This window comes from Sphingobacterium sp. CZ-UAM (genome assembly GCF_002000245.1).
In the GTDB taxonomy this organism is placed as follows: domain Bacteria; phylum Bacteroidota; class Bacteroidia; order Sphingobacteriales; family Sphingobacteriaceae; genus Sphingobacterium.
Genome location: NZ_MTCM01000002.1, coordinates 339795 through 353508, shown reverse-complemented (window position 1 = coordinate 353508; position 13714 = coordinate 339795). Strand labels below are relative to the sequence as shown.

At 35.6% G+C, this 13714-nt stretch carries 11 protein-coding genes; 5 read left to right on the top strand and 6 right to left on the bottom strand.

Annotated features, from left to right (window positions below; all coding sequences use genetic code 11):
- Position 1: 1 nt before the first annotated feature.
- Positions 2 to 364 (bottom strand): hypothetical protein, encoded by a 363-nt coding sequence (locus BWD42_RS11710; protein ID WP_077436484.1) that lies wholly within the window; start codon positions 362 to 364, stop codon positions 2 to 4.
- A gap of 630 nt (positions 365 to 994) precedes the next feature.
- Here BWD42_RS11710 and BWD42_RS24725 point away from each other — a divergent pair.
- The 5 genes from BWD42_RS24725 to BWD42_RS11685 all read left to right on the top strand — a co-directional run bounded on the left by BWD42_RS24725 (position 995) and on the right by BWD42_RS11685 (position 7816).
- On the top strand, positions 995 to 1561 hold the full coding sequence (locus BWD42_RS24725) for a hypothetical protein (protein WP_175992038.1): 567 nt from the start codon (positions 995 to 997) through the stop codon (positions 1559 to 1561).
- A gap of 271 nt (positions 1562 to 1832) precedes the next feature.
- The gene (locus tag BWD42_RS11700; protein WP_077436482.1) at positions 1833 to 3740 is read left to right on the top strand and encodes an ATP-dependent nuclease; all 1908 of its coding nucleotides are present in this window, start codon (positions 1833 to 1835) and stop codon (positions 3738 to 3740) included.
- The gene (locus BWD42_RS11695) at positions 3737 to 5455 is read left to right on the top strand and encodes an ATP-dependent helicase (protein WP_077436480.1); all 1719 of its coding nucleotides are present in this window, start codon (positions 3737 to 3739) and stop codon (positions 5453 to 5455) included. Before BWD42_RS11700 ends, BWD42_RS11695 begins: the two co-directional genes overlap by 4 nt.
- Positions 5456 to 5525: 70 nt before the next feature.
- Positions 5526 to 6500, top strand: coding sequence for a restriction endonuclease (locus BWD42_RS11690; protein ID WP_077436478.1), 975 nt, complete (start codon positions 5526 to 5528; stop codon positions 6498 to 6500).
- Between the two features lie 134 nt (positions 6501 to 6634).
- Positions 6635 to 7816, top strand: coding sequence for an IS256 family transposase (locus tag BWD42_RS11685; protein WP_077436476.1), 1182 nt, complete (start codon positions 6635 to 6637; stop codon positions 7814 to 7816).
- Positions 7817 to 7902: 86 nt separating this feature from the next.
- Here the strand turns inward: BWD42_RS11685 and BWD42_RS11680 are convergent, their stop codons facing one another.
- The 5 genes from BWD42_RS11680 to BWD42_RS11660 form a co-directional block, all read right to left on the bottom strand.
- Complete coding sequence (locus BWD42_RS11680; RefSeq protein ID WP_139351127.1) at positions 7903 to 10293, bottom strand: PDZ domain-containing protein; 2391 nt, start codon at positions 10291 to 10293, stop codon at positions 7903 to 7905.
- 83 nt (positions 10294 to 10376) lie between these two features.
- A complete protein-coding gene (locus BWD42_RS11675; RefSeq protein ID WP_077436474.1) occupies positions 10377 to 11138 on the bottom strand; it encodes a sterol desaturase family protein in 762 nt (253 codons plus the stop codon).
- 91 nt (positions 11139 to 11229) lie between these two features.
- Complete coding sequence (locus BWD42_RS11670) at positions 11230 to 11829, bottom strand: Crp/Fnr family transcriptional regulator (protein ID WP_077436472.1); 600 nt, start codon at positions 11827 to 11829, stop codon at positions 11230 to 11232.
- A gap of 94 nt (positions 11830 to 11923) precedes the next feature.
- A complete protein-coding gene (locus tag BWD42_RS11665) occupies positions 11924 to 13054 on the bottom strand; it encodes a FecR family protein (protein ID WP_077436470.1) in 1131 nt (376 codons plus the stop codon).
- Positions 13055 to 13061: 7 nt separating this feature from the next.
- Positions 13062 to 13703 carry an RNA polymerase sigma-70 factor gene (locus tag BWD42_RS11660; protein ID WP_077436468.1) on the bottom strand — a complete coding sequence of 214 codons (642 nt, stop codon included), beginning with the start codon at positions 13701 to 13703 and terminating at the stop codon, positions 13062 to 13064.
- Positions 13704 to 13714: the final 11 nt, after the last annotated feature.

Below are 13714 nucleotides of genomic sequence, written 5' to 3'. Positions count from 1 at the left end.
TTTAGGAGTTGGTATTGGATGGGGGTACACGATTAAAGAAATCGGAGATTGCTTTAGAAGTATCTATCGCTTCTTTGTTTACCTCTAGTGAAATAGATACCTTACCAAGATCCAATTGAGTCGTGTGAATCATAAAATAGGCTATCAATATACGGAGAAGATCAACTGAGAATTCTGTCAATTGTTGATTACCCTTTTCCTTATCACTCGTATCTGAGTGTAAAACAACAATATAGTCTTGAATTGCGCTTAAGAGATACTTATCCCAAAAATCTTGAACATTCTTAACAGGATCATATCCTGATCGATGTGTCTCACAAATCACCAAATCCAATAGGATTAAGTGAGCATAATTAGATCTCATTTTTTTAATTTTTAATCGCAAGCTTAGGGCATAGCTATCCCAGTCCGACTGAATCAGCTACTTTTTCAGGCCATAAGCCAATTTGTAATAAAATTGGTTAATTGGGATAGCTAGAATTCTTTTTTGAATGGGTATGACTCGGTATATAATTGGGCATCTCGAATTCCATAGCTGATGTGACCAGATCATTGCTGGCCGAATCGCACCGAGCTACTCGGGAGACTTAAAGATGTTTTTTGTGGTTTGTTTTTTTGTCATAATTCTATTGTTTATTTCTTTGAGGAGAAACTGGCAGAAACAATAGAATTATAATAGATCACCCTATTGCTTGCTCTGCCGAGAAGGCGTAGGACAGCCACCGTCTTTCGACGGCCGAACACAGAGCAAGCAGGGTGACCAAGTCTTATGACTATGCAAAGATAGCATAAGACAAAGGTCTTTCCTACTCCTTGTGTTCGAATGTCCTACTTTTCTCCACAAGATCTTCGGATAAAACATCCTTATCTTTTCACATCGTTCCCAGAAGGGAAACTAATTACCACAAATTTATACATTATGTATCAATAATAAAACAAAATGTATAAAAAATAATTGTAGAAATACTTTTGAGATAAACCAATATCTCTCAAAATGCAAAAAAACACTAAACAGAAAAAGCAATTAACACCATTCGGAGAATATCTTGCAAAACGCTCTGTAAATAAGTCTGAAGTATGTAGAAAGGTTGGAATAAGTATTACTAGACTAAATCGGCTCTGTTATAACAGTAATAATTTCTTGAGATGTTATGAATTACAGCTCATTTCGTTAGCTATCAATGAAGATGCCTGCAAAATGCAACAAGAACTATATGGCAAGCTTCAATTACAGGAGGAGTTTACTTATTCTGAACAGATAATCAATAATTTTTCAAGAGTACTGAACGATAAAGGCCTAATAACAACATATGAGATTACGCAAAAAGACATAGAACGAATAGCCTCGATTCTTCCTTTTTGTGTAGAGGCGAAAAGTGAAACTGAGATATTAGAATTAATAGGTCTCAAACGTAGAAGTTCTAAATTAGTTGCATCGATCAAAGCATGCGTTGAAGCCGGCTTATTGAGTTTACATATGAAAAATTTAGAGGGAAACATTGTTTCTGAGTATATACTAACTGATCTCGGAAAACAGATTATTGAGGTTGATCTAAAATAAATTCTGATATTTTAAAATGATTTGGCAATATAAATTATTATCCTTAGATTAGTATTGCCGGTTAGATAACTAGCATTTAGCCAAGCGCTCTAATTTAATTAGAGCGCTTTATTTTTAATCTTTTTTCAGAATATTTAATGATATAGTTAGAAATTCCCATTTAAATCAAAAAAATAATTAGATTAAAAAAATAGAGTTTCGAAGACATGGATTTTATGAAATAAGGTTTTAATACAAAATATATCCGTAAATTAAAATTAAAGTAACTTTTATGTATCTCGCAACGATAAATATAAAAAATTACAAAGGGATCTCCTCGCTCTCTATAAGTTTTGATCCAAAATTAAATATTATCATTGGGGAGAATGGATGCCATAAAACCGCCGTTATAGATGCTATCAGATTAATGTATAGCTTAGGAAATCATAAAAGGGAATTATATGTTAATCACGAAGATTTTTTCTTCGATACCAAAACATCCAGCCAAAGTAAAAGAATTGAACTCCAATATATTTTTAAAGGACTCTCATCAGCCGAAAAAGGAGCGCTTTATGAATATTTGGTTATAAGTCCATCTAATTCTTTAGAGGAGCTTGCGCAAATAACATTAATTTATGAGCTACAAAACAAGAGTTATCCAAAATTTTCTTATTTCACTGGAGCCACGGAAGAACAAAAGGCGGACCAAGGAACTTTTGACATCTTTCAACATTACTATTTAGGCGCTTTACGTGACAGTACTACAGATTTATTAAACGTCAAAACTAATATGCTTGGGTCAGTAATTAAACGATTAGTTGAACGAGCGAGTTCCGAAGAACATTTCAAAGAAATAATTCAAACAGCCAATTCCAGCCTGTTAAGTAGACCAGAAGTAAAAAATACTAGACAAAGTATCAATATACATCTAAATGAAATTTTTAAAATTTCGAATGACAACTCGATTGGATTAAGAATAGAAGAATCGTCAAGAATTGAAAGCATTGTCAATGTGATTAAACCATATTTACCTCATGATAAAAGCTCATTAATTGATGAAGGTTTTAATCTTTGGCAAAATAGTTTAGGATTTAATAATTTGATATATATTGCCATTATCTTGGGGGATATCAAAGAAAGGATCTCGGACAATCCAAATCAACATTTCACCTTGTTAATAGAAGAACCCGAAGCACATCTTCATCCCCAATTGCAACTCAACCTTTATAATTTCTTAAGATCTGCAAGCGCGCCAAATAACTGTCAACTATTTATTACCTCGCATTCACCAACTTTAACGTCAAAAGCTAAGTTGGACAATTTAATTATTCTAAAAGACAGTGCAATAAATATAAGTAACTGTTTTCGAGATAGAGATATTGAAAACATTGTCGAGCAATCGGTTAAAAAAAGGGTAATGACCAGCGACGACTTCTTACTGAGAAAAAAACAACTAGAACGTTATCTCGATGTGACTAAGAGTCAACTATTTTTTGCTCGTGGAATTTTATTTATTGAGGGCATATCTGAAAAATTATTGATTAGGGTTTTTGCTGACTATGTTAACTTAAATCTTGAAGATCGTCGAATAGAATTAATAAGTGTTGAGGGCGTATCTTTTTATGCCTTTTTACATCTCTTTAATTCATCTAACCCCGAAAAAAAATTAGGACACCCATCAGCAGTGATTACTGATGATGATCGCTATGCAAAACAAGACAGAACTTTTAGAAATTTAACTGTAAAGAACTTTAAAGCGTTAAATGACTTCCATAACGGCTTATATAATTCTAGCCCTAACAATCGTCATAAAAATATATCTTCGGTTATACAATCAGGAACCAATATTAAACTATTACTCGCATTTAAAACATTAGAGTATGAAATTTCATTAGCCAATATAGAAGTACGTAAGGCGGATTTTTCAAAAAATTTTCTAATTCAATATCTTTCATTAAATGTTACAGATAAATATCTGATAATTGAAAAATACTTAAACACTCTACCCTATGAACAACTTTCATTGGTTGATAGACAGAAGCTAGCAATTTTAGTATGGAAAGCATTACCTCAAAAAGCTGTTTTTGCTCAAGATTTTTCATATGCTTTAGAAACGGAGATACAGAACGGAAATTCTATCATTTTCCATGTACCGGAATATATATTAAAGGCGATAAAATATGTTACTAAAGAAAAATGATATTTGAGATAACTGATGATAATCGACCATATCTTGAAGCAAGGGGTCGAATAATCCTTAATGCGTGTCCAGGCAGCGGTAAAACAAGTGCTATAGCGTATAAGCTAACCAAATTAACAGAGGAATGTATAAGAGCTCATGACAATTATTCTGGTGTAGCATGTCTCTCTTTCACAAACGTCGCCAAAGAAGAAATTTTAAACAAGTTTGAAAACATTTCAAATAGAAGACTTACATACCCTCATCTTAATTCGACAATAGATAGTTTTATAAATCAATATATTACTTTACCGTTCTATTATCTATTCAATGTTAGCTCACGTCGTCCGACGATCTTAAATACAGTCAACTTTCTAGATAATATGCATCTTGGCTGGTTTAAAAATAAAAAAGGACAACCTTTGTCCGTTTCATATCCTCCATCAAAATTGAAACTTGAGTTTGATGGAACAATTAGCTGGAATGGAAGTAGACCTAATAGTTCAATAGTTGATCCAACAGAATTTACTAAGTATTCAAGAAAATTTAAGGAATGGCAATTTGACAATGGTTATCTCAATAATGATGACTCAACATATTTTGCATACAAACTTTTAGAAAAATTCCCTCAAATTGCGAAAAGTTTAGTGATGCGTTTCCCCTATATTATTGTAGATGAAGCTCAAGACACATCAGCCTTACAGTATAAGATTTTTGACAAACTCTTAGAGGCAGGATTAAAAAACTTTGAACTCGTTGGTGACCCCTACCAGAGTCTATATGAATTTCGCGAAGCGCAACCCAAATTATTTATGAGCAGATTTGAAGATTCATTAAACTGGCAAGCATTAAGATTTAATAATTGCCGACGCTCTTCCCAAAAAATTATAAATGCATATAGCTTATTTAGAAATTCTAAGGAGTCATTGGTTATTGCTTCGGAACATCACGAAACCAACCATAACATAAAAGTAATTCGATATGAAGACAATAATTTATCTACCTTGATTGAAAAGTATAGCTCAATAGTTAAAGAAGGTAAAGAAAATTACATCCTCGTACGTGGAAGTACACACTTAGAATTGTTTGGTGCCAAAGCTATATCCGAAGCTCCATGGAAAAATGGTTTATCGAAAATGTTAATCGATGCTCAGCTAAATTTCAAAGCAGGAAAAACTAAAATCTGCATTGATATATTAAGAAAATTTTTTGTAGAAATTACCAATGAAGCTACTGATCACAAAGCGAAAAATGATGAGGTCAATAGACTGAAAGAAAACATAGACCTTAATATTTTCTTTTTTGATTTTATCTCAGGATTACCGTCAATAGATGATACAATAGCAGATTGGACAATAAATTGCACTGAATATATTAAGACAAAATTTGATAGAGATGTAGATTTAGAATTAAAGCAAAAAGGAAAAAAATATCTTTCGCAAAATTTGCAGGATTTGCTTTATCCTTCTGTTGATTTACCCTACCCGATTTCAACAATACATAAAGTAAAAGGGATGACTTTTGACTCAATTATGATAATATTAAGTAAGGATAGTAAAGGAGCGAATTTTTCCTTACAGGATTTCACAAAGCCAAAACATTTACCAAACGAAAAGCAAAGAATGTTATATGTTGCTCTATCTCGCCCTAGAAATCTGGCATGTATAGCAATACCTAGTAGTTTTACAGAAGAACAAATTAGAGCCCATCTTGGACTTGACATCGAGTTTATATAGAGATAGTTTGAAATAATAAAAGAGTAATTAAATTATAAAAACCTAGTACAGAAAAAACTAATTCGTTATTATGGGACATATTAACTTTCCTCTACGAGAATTTTATAATGGTGCCGCTGAACTAGTAGCAATTAAATCTGGAATCATACTTAACAGATTTAAAATTGGAGATTATCTAAGAGAAAAATTCGACGAAGATTATTTACAAATTGATCAGCTTGATAAAAATATTCGGATCGCCTCAAGCACCATGACAGACATGGTAATTTATTTACGACAGAGATTAGGAAATCTTCCTCCTCAATTACCTATAATGAATGATTATCACATTCTCAATGAATATACAATTAGAGAAAAAGATATCTTGATCACAGGCATCCCTTCTATTGCTTATCACTTAATTAAAAGTTCACAAGACGAAAATAAGGAGGGAATAATTGAACAATTGATGGTGCAAGAAAATATAGATAAAAAACTTGCCACGGCATGTTTTAACATCGGGGCACACACGCTAGATACTTCAATTAGTATAGACTCAGGGAAAGTGTGGGATAACGCAACACCTTTATCAGAACTTTTTAAAATAGAAATAAAACCCAAAAATAACGAGGACTTTATTGAACAAAAATTTATTGATTATTTGGCTCTGAACGGACACGAAATCGAAATTATTCATTGGCGAAATTTTGAACGACTGTGTGCAGAATATTTTAGAAGGTTAGGTTATCATGCTGTTCTTGGACCAGGCACAAATGATGGTGGTGTTGACATTCGTGTTTACCCTAATTCTGATAATCTAGCCACAGCACTTTTATTAATTCAATGCAAAAGATATTCTGGTGAACATAAAGTAACAATCGAAACTGTGAAATCCTTCTATACTGATGTTTTTTTTGAAGGTGCTAAAGAAGGGATAATTGCAACCACTGGATATATCGCTGAAGGAGGAAAAAAAATAGTAAAAGCGAGAAAGTATAATATAAAATTTAGTGAGAAAGAAAATGTAAAACAGTGGACGAACCAAATGAAATCTTGGAAAACATAAAAAAGCACTGAATATTCAGTGCTTTTCCGACACCGTCTCATAAAGTGTGTAAGTTATAAAAATGCGGAGTTGGAAAGGACTTCGCATTTTTTATTTACTTAACTTTATAAGAGTATGATTGACAAAGAGTCACTATTAAACGCAAGGAGTTCTTAAAGAGTTTTAAGGACGGTGTAGAGCTGCAATCATTTTTCCGGGAATTACAGGCACGTGCAGTATCACAGATGCTTGAAGGAGAAATGGACGGCCACCTTGGCTATGAAAAGCATGAGCGCAGTGGTCAGGGCAATTCCCGAAACGGACATACGAGCAAAAAGGTCCGTGGGGATCAGGGAGATCTGGAAATTCAGGTCCCCCGGGATCGCGATGGTACATTTAATCCCATTATCGTTCCCAAGCGCAAGAACATGATTGACGGAGTTGAGAACGTGATCGTTTCGCTATATGCCAAAGGCATGAGTGTTTCGGATATAGAAAATATGATGCGCGATGTGTACGGATTTGATCTTTCTGAATCGACGATTTCCCGGATTACTGATCGTGTGGCGGGCGATGTGATTGCCTGGCAAAACCGTCCCCTGGACAACGTGTATCTGATTGTCTGGATGGATGGCATTGTCTTTAAGGTCAGAGAGAACTCCAAAGTGGTCAATAAGACCATTTATCTTGCTGTTGGCCTGAACAGGGATGGTTATAAAGAAGTTTTGGGCATGTGGCTGGGCAAGAATGAAAGCGCGAGTTTTTGGATGGGAATCCTGACAGACCTGAAGTCCCGGGGCGTAGAGGATATGCTGATTACAGCGACCGATAATCTCAACGGTTTCTCCGCTACCATACGGAGTGTATTTCCTGAATGTAGTACCCAGGTCTATGTTGTCCATCAGATCCGAAATGCCTGCAGATATGTTGTATGGAAGGATAAAAAGGCGTTTACAACAGATATGAGACCTATCTATGATGCTCCCAATAAACAGGCTGCACAGGTCGCACTGGCAGATTTTGCCGATAGATGGGAATCCAAATATCCCTATGCCATCAGATCATGGCGGGAGAACTGGGACGAACTGACCGTCTTTTACGACTTCCCACTTGAGATCCGACGAATTATCTATACGACAAATATCATCGAAAACATGAATGGGAAGATCCGTAAATACACCAAGAATAAACTGTCATTTCCCAGCGATGATGCTGTACTGAAATCTGTATATTTGGCTTTGAGAGAAATCTCTAAAAAGTGGACGATGCCTATTCAGAATTGGGGTATTATCCTAAATCAGTTCTTAACTTTATTTGAAAAAAGAGTCCAGTTATAAGGAACATAACTGAACTCCGTATTTTATTTACACACTTAGTGGGACAGTCCCATAAATTTGAAGCGAGGAATGAAGACAATTAGTTATTACAATTTTAATTGCTGTCTTTGTTGATTTCTAAATATAATAGCAACCTGCCTTTCCTCCGAAGTATTTTTTTTAGTTGCGAGCAAAAGGTCTTCGACATGATCTATAGCAACCTGTCCGTATGACAATATAACATCACCCTGCCTCAGTCCATTTTTATAAAGACTACTTTGCTCATCTATTTGCACAACTATTACACCTTTCGTTTCAGACAGACCACTTGCTGATTGTTCTCCCAAAGTCTCTATAGATTTAATTTGCGTCCCGTTCCATTCAACAGGTTTACTAAGCTGAAAACCTTCCTTTTGAATATGTATATGTGGTATTGGAACCTTATCAGCAATCGCTCTCAGCCTTGTATTGATAATTCCAAAATGTAACATTTTAAAATTTTTAAAACCTGCATTATTCCAGTTTTTTAAACGAAAATCAGCATTTAACATATCCATAAAATTTAAATCGACAACCTTGCCATGCACCTCCACTCCTTTTGCCTGATCTATAATCAAATCAACCTTATTTCCATAAATATTATAGTCGACCTCGTCACCCCAGTTTGTAATATTAATATCTTGGTGCGCCATCATAACAATATTATCACGAAAAACATCATGGCTATTTTCAAACCAAACATGAGGATGGAAACCGTTATTAATGATCACGTTATTATAAACCTTCCTATAAAAACCTTCTCGAAGCTTCAATCCGCCATTTAAACATACATTATTGTAAATTTCATAATTAGATGATCCGTCGTCCAAATCGATATCCCAGCCATGATCGCATCGAAAACGATTATCGTGTATTTTGGTTGTTTTTAAAGCATCAAGCAAAATAAGATTGGTATGATGAGCTGTTAGTTTATCCATTTCATTTCTGTTAGGATGCCAAAACCGATCTCTTCCCCAAGAATTAAAAGCACCATGGTCTCCCGTCTCCAACACCGTATTGAAAACATCATTGAAGGCAATTTCATGACCTCCCCAAGTACCATCTCCTATATTTATTCCTGCACGCGGTACATTATAAATTGTATTGTGCAATATACGTAAAGATTGAGCCATGGATATCTGTATTCCTGCAACCTGTTTTTCAATCAAACCAATAGCATTGATTAAATTGTCATTGGCTTCACAATCAGCCGGATAATCGTTAGTTTTTGGTCCAGTAATAGTATCCATCTCATGAAAAGGGACAAACTTATCGTATTGGAACGATGGTGAACGTACCGCATCTGGGTTACCGACAAAGTTAATTGCTCCGCCACCTATTTGCTGGATAAGGTTCCCTTTAATCTTTATATTACGGTTATAATTACTTACAAATATTGCATTTCCTCCAAGTTCAGTTAGATCATTTTCTTGTATCAAACAATCTGTCGCGCCTTCAATCTTTAAGGCTCCCTGACGGTAAATCGTCCAATCACTCCGAAGCAGCGGTTCCTTAGTTTTCATAAAAGTCGGAGCCGTATGTATAAATTGAATTCCACGGATCTCTACCTGACGCACAGGGAGGTCTTCACTTCCAGCAATAGTCACTAAATTCTCTAAGATCGGCGCAATGAATTCCACGCCCCGGGGAGTTTTACCCTCCTCGGGTATATAATATAAGGTATTGGTCTGCTCATTTAAGAACCATTCCTGTGGCGCATTTAGCTCTTCAAAAATGTTTTCAACAAAACGATAAGTTTCATGCATTTCACTAGGTCTATTATTCTGTTCCCCGCCCTTCAGTATTAGCCTGTTATCTTGATCCTTCGCAACAATTTCATAATGAAATCCTCCCCATCGCCCACTATGTAACGCATGAATGATTCCTCCTTTGGGATTTTTCCAGCCTGAGATACGCTCAGGGCTGACAACATCTACTGCATAGCCATTAAAAGGTAATATAGATGAATTATAATCAGGGTAACGCGCTCTAATAAGTTTTTTATTATTTGCATATAAACTTTGGAAAGTGAGCCCTTTCGGTACCTTTGCTTGCCATACTCCAGACTTACCCCTAGTCCACTTTAAATCGAGTACCTTTCCCCCACTGATTGTTACCTTCTCTCCTTTAGCGGCTTTAATCCGAAAGGGATACTTCCCTGTCCCTGAAATTGTTTGATCAATCACTAAAGGATGATCTAAAAAATACCGCCCAGCCTTTACTATCAGTTCAACTTCACCCTGATTACTTGCCTTCTTCCATTCCTTCACACAGTTAATGCCTCTGTCAAGCGTTCTATATGGACTCGCAAGCGTCCCGCTATTATTGTCATTGCCATCTTTACTTACAAATATTCTTTTTATGACAGCAGTATTCCTTTGTGCAATTGACTTTGGCAAACCCATCATATACATTGCAATTAAAGGGATTATAATGAGTAATGTAGCCTTTATTTTCACGTTAATAATATTTATTGAGTTATATAAATTTCTTGGCAATCTATTGTGTTGAATCTGAATTATTTTACTGTATTTCTATACCATCAACTATCTTGATTTTTAACTTTATCATACTCTTTCACGTAATCCGGATTTTCAGTACCCATTAATCGATCCCAAATCCGAAAATATAACCCGTAATTTCCTTTAAACTTACTATGATGCATATTATGGTGTACAGAAGTATTTATAACCTCAAACAACCAGGTATGACGAAACCACTTCGGTGCAATTTCGTATCCCAAATGCCCGTAAACATTAATCAAAAATGCCAATATGGTGAATAAAAAAATCGTAATTGGATGTATTGGTAGCATAAAAACGATAGGGATGAGAACCAATCCCTCAATGACCGCTTCAAAAAAATGAAAACTATAGGAAGTCCAAGGGGAAGGATTCGTGCTTTTATAATGCACTAAATGTGTGAATTTAAAAATCGTTTTGTTATGCAACAATCGATGCATCCAGTAAAAATATGTATCGTGTATAATTAGGCTCATGATTAAACCAAAAGCAATAAACCATACCGGGTACTGGGCGATGTCGTTATAAATTAGTGTATATTGCTTTAATGGACTAACCTGTATAGCGACGGCGATTACAGTAAACACGAGTATACTCTGCATGGAATATCCTATCTCTCGTCTAAAATCTTTTTGAGATGCCAATTTCTGCTGGATTTTGTACTTCCCAAATTTTACCGGAAGTAATATGTAAAAAAGAACAAATGGGATCCCCGCAAGAAGAAAATAGCGGATAGTAGAAATACTTAGAATTTCGATTGATACTTCGATTAACTTTTTCATAAATTAACAAACATTTACCTCAAAGATAAAAAGCCCGTAGGGTCGAACTACTTTACAAAAGATAATTTCGAACCTTAACATATGATAATTTTTAGAAGGATTTCTGTTTTACATACATTCTTTTTCGAATACGGCTTAGCGATACAGGAGTGATACCCAACATAGAAGCGATGTATTTTCCTGGAACGCGATTAACGACATTAAAACGTTCAGCGAGTAGTTCGCGATAACGTTCTTCTGGGGATTGCATCACAAAAGATTCCATCATCTGCAATGTTTCTGCAAGCATACGCATTAAGAAAAAATTGCGTAGAGGTTCGTATTCAGGATAGGTTTTTAATATCGACTCCAATATGTCATAATCCATTTCCAGGAGTATGACCGGTTCTAATGTGCGATAAATAAATCGTGAAGGTTTACGATGAATGATCGTATCATGCGACGCAATAAACTGCCCTTCCCAACGTAAAAATAGCGTTGCGTCATCCCCATTATCTTTTATTGAATAGGAACGCATAATACCTTTTTCGATAAAAGCAAGCTTACGATTGGTATCACCTCTTCGAATATAAACCTCGTTGGCATCTAATGATACCATTTTTGTCATATTAAACAAAGGTTGGGTATCATCAGGTAATATACCAGACAATTCAAAAAGCAATTGCTGCAATATGTTAATTGAAGCTTCCATATGATTAAATAACAACGGCCTCATATAGACGCCTCAATTTAGAGATCTATTTAGTTCGCCTAACGCTCCTGTAACCTTTTTCTGGTTCACGAAGCTACTGTTTAGAAAGGACATGAATTGTCCGCCCATTAATTTTGAAATCTACAGTATCCAAGCTTGTTTTTAAGTATGTCAATATCGTTTGTATGTCATCTGGCTGATCAATATCGATCGTAAATCGTAAGTTCTTCGTAGACGGGTGATCAAAAACAAACTGATAATCGTATGTCCTTCCCAATCGCTCGGTAATCTCAAACAAATTTACATCATCAAAGTATAATATATGATCCTTCCAGGCAACCCATGGTCTCACTTCATCATTCGATAGAAATAATTTCGTCGAAGAGGTGCTATATTGACCAACTTCTCCTGCTGCCAATCGCTGTGTTTGTTTGTTGGCCTGTAGCTCCACACTGCCGCGTACAAGGGCAGTTTTGATTTCACCGCTAAATGTATTCACACCAAAAGCAGTACCTAACACTTTGATTTGTAGATCTCCACTATGGACTATAAAAGTTTTATTAGCGTTGTGGGCCACATCAAAATAAGCCTCACCCTCCAAATAAACTTCTCTTGTATCAGCTGTAAACACAACTGGAAACTTAATGGAAGTTCCAGCATTTAACCAAACTTGTGTTCCGTCTGATAATTCAATTTTAGTACGCTCCCCAGACGGCACAACAAGCTTATCCATGACGAGCTCATCGCCTTTAATCGCAATTTTATCTTTGCTGATATATCGGATAGAATTGTCAGTGAATTGAATTTCACTTCCTTGCTCCGAAATATTTTCATGATGTGTGCCCATAGGTATCTCCTCTCCGTTTCCGCGGTAAAGCACAATTCCCTTCTGCTTCTCACTTTCTAACGAAGCGAGTTTTCCGTCTACCTCTGGGTATTGATATAGAATAGCAATCCAAATTCCAATACCCACCACCGCCAATATTGCCGCAGCATAACTTATCATCCGTTTAAGCCGAAGCTTTTTCTTCCGATAAGCAAATTCCCGCATGCCTTCTGATAAGGAAAATTGTGCGTCGAATTTTGCGCCATGCAACTTTCCCTGGACCTGTTCTGCAAATAGTAGCATGTCTATTTCTTCTTCCGACATGTCCTCTATATTCTTCTTATCACTCGGATCGAGACGAGCTAATATCTTATCCCAGTCCATTGGATCTTTGTTCATATCCCTTCTATTTAATTAAAAACAAAAACACTATAATACCTATCAGCAATTGACATTCTTTTCGTAAAAAGATATACGCTAATTTAATCTGTGTTTTAACAGTATTGACTGAAATATCAAGATTTTCCGCGATCTGATGATAAGTCAATCCCTCTTTCTGACTTAGCAGAAAAATGGTCTTTCGCTTATCAGGCAATTGGTTTATGGCATTCCAAAGCCCATTCTCACGTTCATTTTCCAATATTTTCCGGTCAGCATCGGTCTGATACGCTAAGCTTTCAGATGCCTCTGAGATATAGTCACTATCATAATTTACTTTATCAGTCCTTTTAAGATGGTTTATGGATAAATTTTTTATAGATCGATAAGCATAACTTTTGAAACTCCCCTGAATTCGTATACTATTCTTTTTTTCCCAACAGGATAGAAAGAAACTCTGCACAATATCTTTTGCTGCCTCCGGATCTTTAACGACTCTTACGGCTATATGACAGAGAAAACAATAATGATCTCTAAATAATTCGTCCAGCAAGTGTTCCGTCAGCAATAAACTCACCGGAACAGGCTCCTCCCAATTCTCTTTTACAAAAGCGTTATGCATATCACGAATTTCGATAGGTTTTACCACCTCAATATACGAAGAAATCATAGTAACACAAT

Excerpts from the sequence above, each read along its gene's own strand:
- BWD42_RS11710 (WP_077436484.1), bottom strand. The coding sequence starts at position 364 with ATGAGATCTAATTATGCTCACTTAATCCTATTGGATTTGGTGATTTGT.
- BWD42_RS24725 (WP_175992038.1), top strand. The coding sequence starts at position 995 with ATGCAAAAAAACACTAAACAGAAAAAGCAATTAACACCATTCGGAGAA.
- BWD42_RS11700 (WP_077436482.1), top strand. The coding sequence starts at position 1,833 with ATGTATCTCGCAACGATAAATATAAAAAATTACAAAGGGATCTCCTCG.
- BWD42_RS11695 (WP_077436480.1), top strand. The coding sequence starts at position 3,737 with ATGATATTTGAGATAACTGATGATAATCGACCATATCTTGAAGCAAGG.
- BWD42_RS11690 (WP_077436478.1), top strand. The coding sequence starts at position 5,526 with ATGGGACATATTAACTTTCCTCTACGAGAATTTTATAATGGTGCCGCT.
- BWD42_RS11675 (WP_077436474.1), bottom strand. The coding sequence starts at position 11,138 with ATGAAAAAGTTAATCGAAGTATCAATCGAAATTCTAAGTATTTCTACT.
- BWD42_RS11670 (WP_077436472.1), bottom strand. The coding sequence starts at position 11,829 with ATGGAAGCTTCAATTAACATATTGCAGCAATTGCTTTTTGAATTGTCT.
- BWD42_RS11665 (WP_077436470.1), bottom strand. The coding sequence starts at position 13,054 with ATGAACAAAGATCCAATGGACTGGGATAAGATATTAGCTCGTCTCGAT.
- BWD42_RS11660 (WP_077436468.1), bottom strand. The coding sequence starts at position 13,703 with ATGATTTCTTCGTATATTGAGGTGGTAAAACCTATCGAAATTCGTGAT.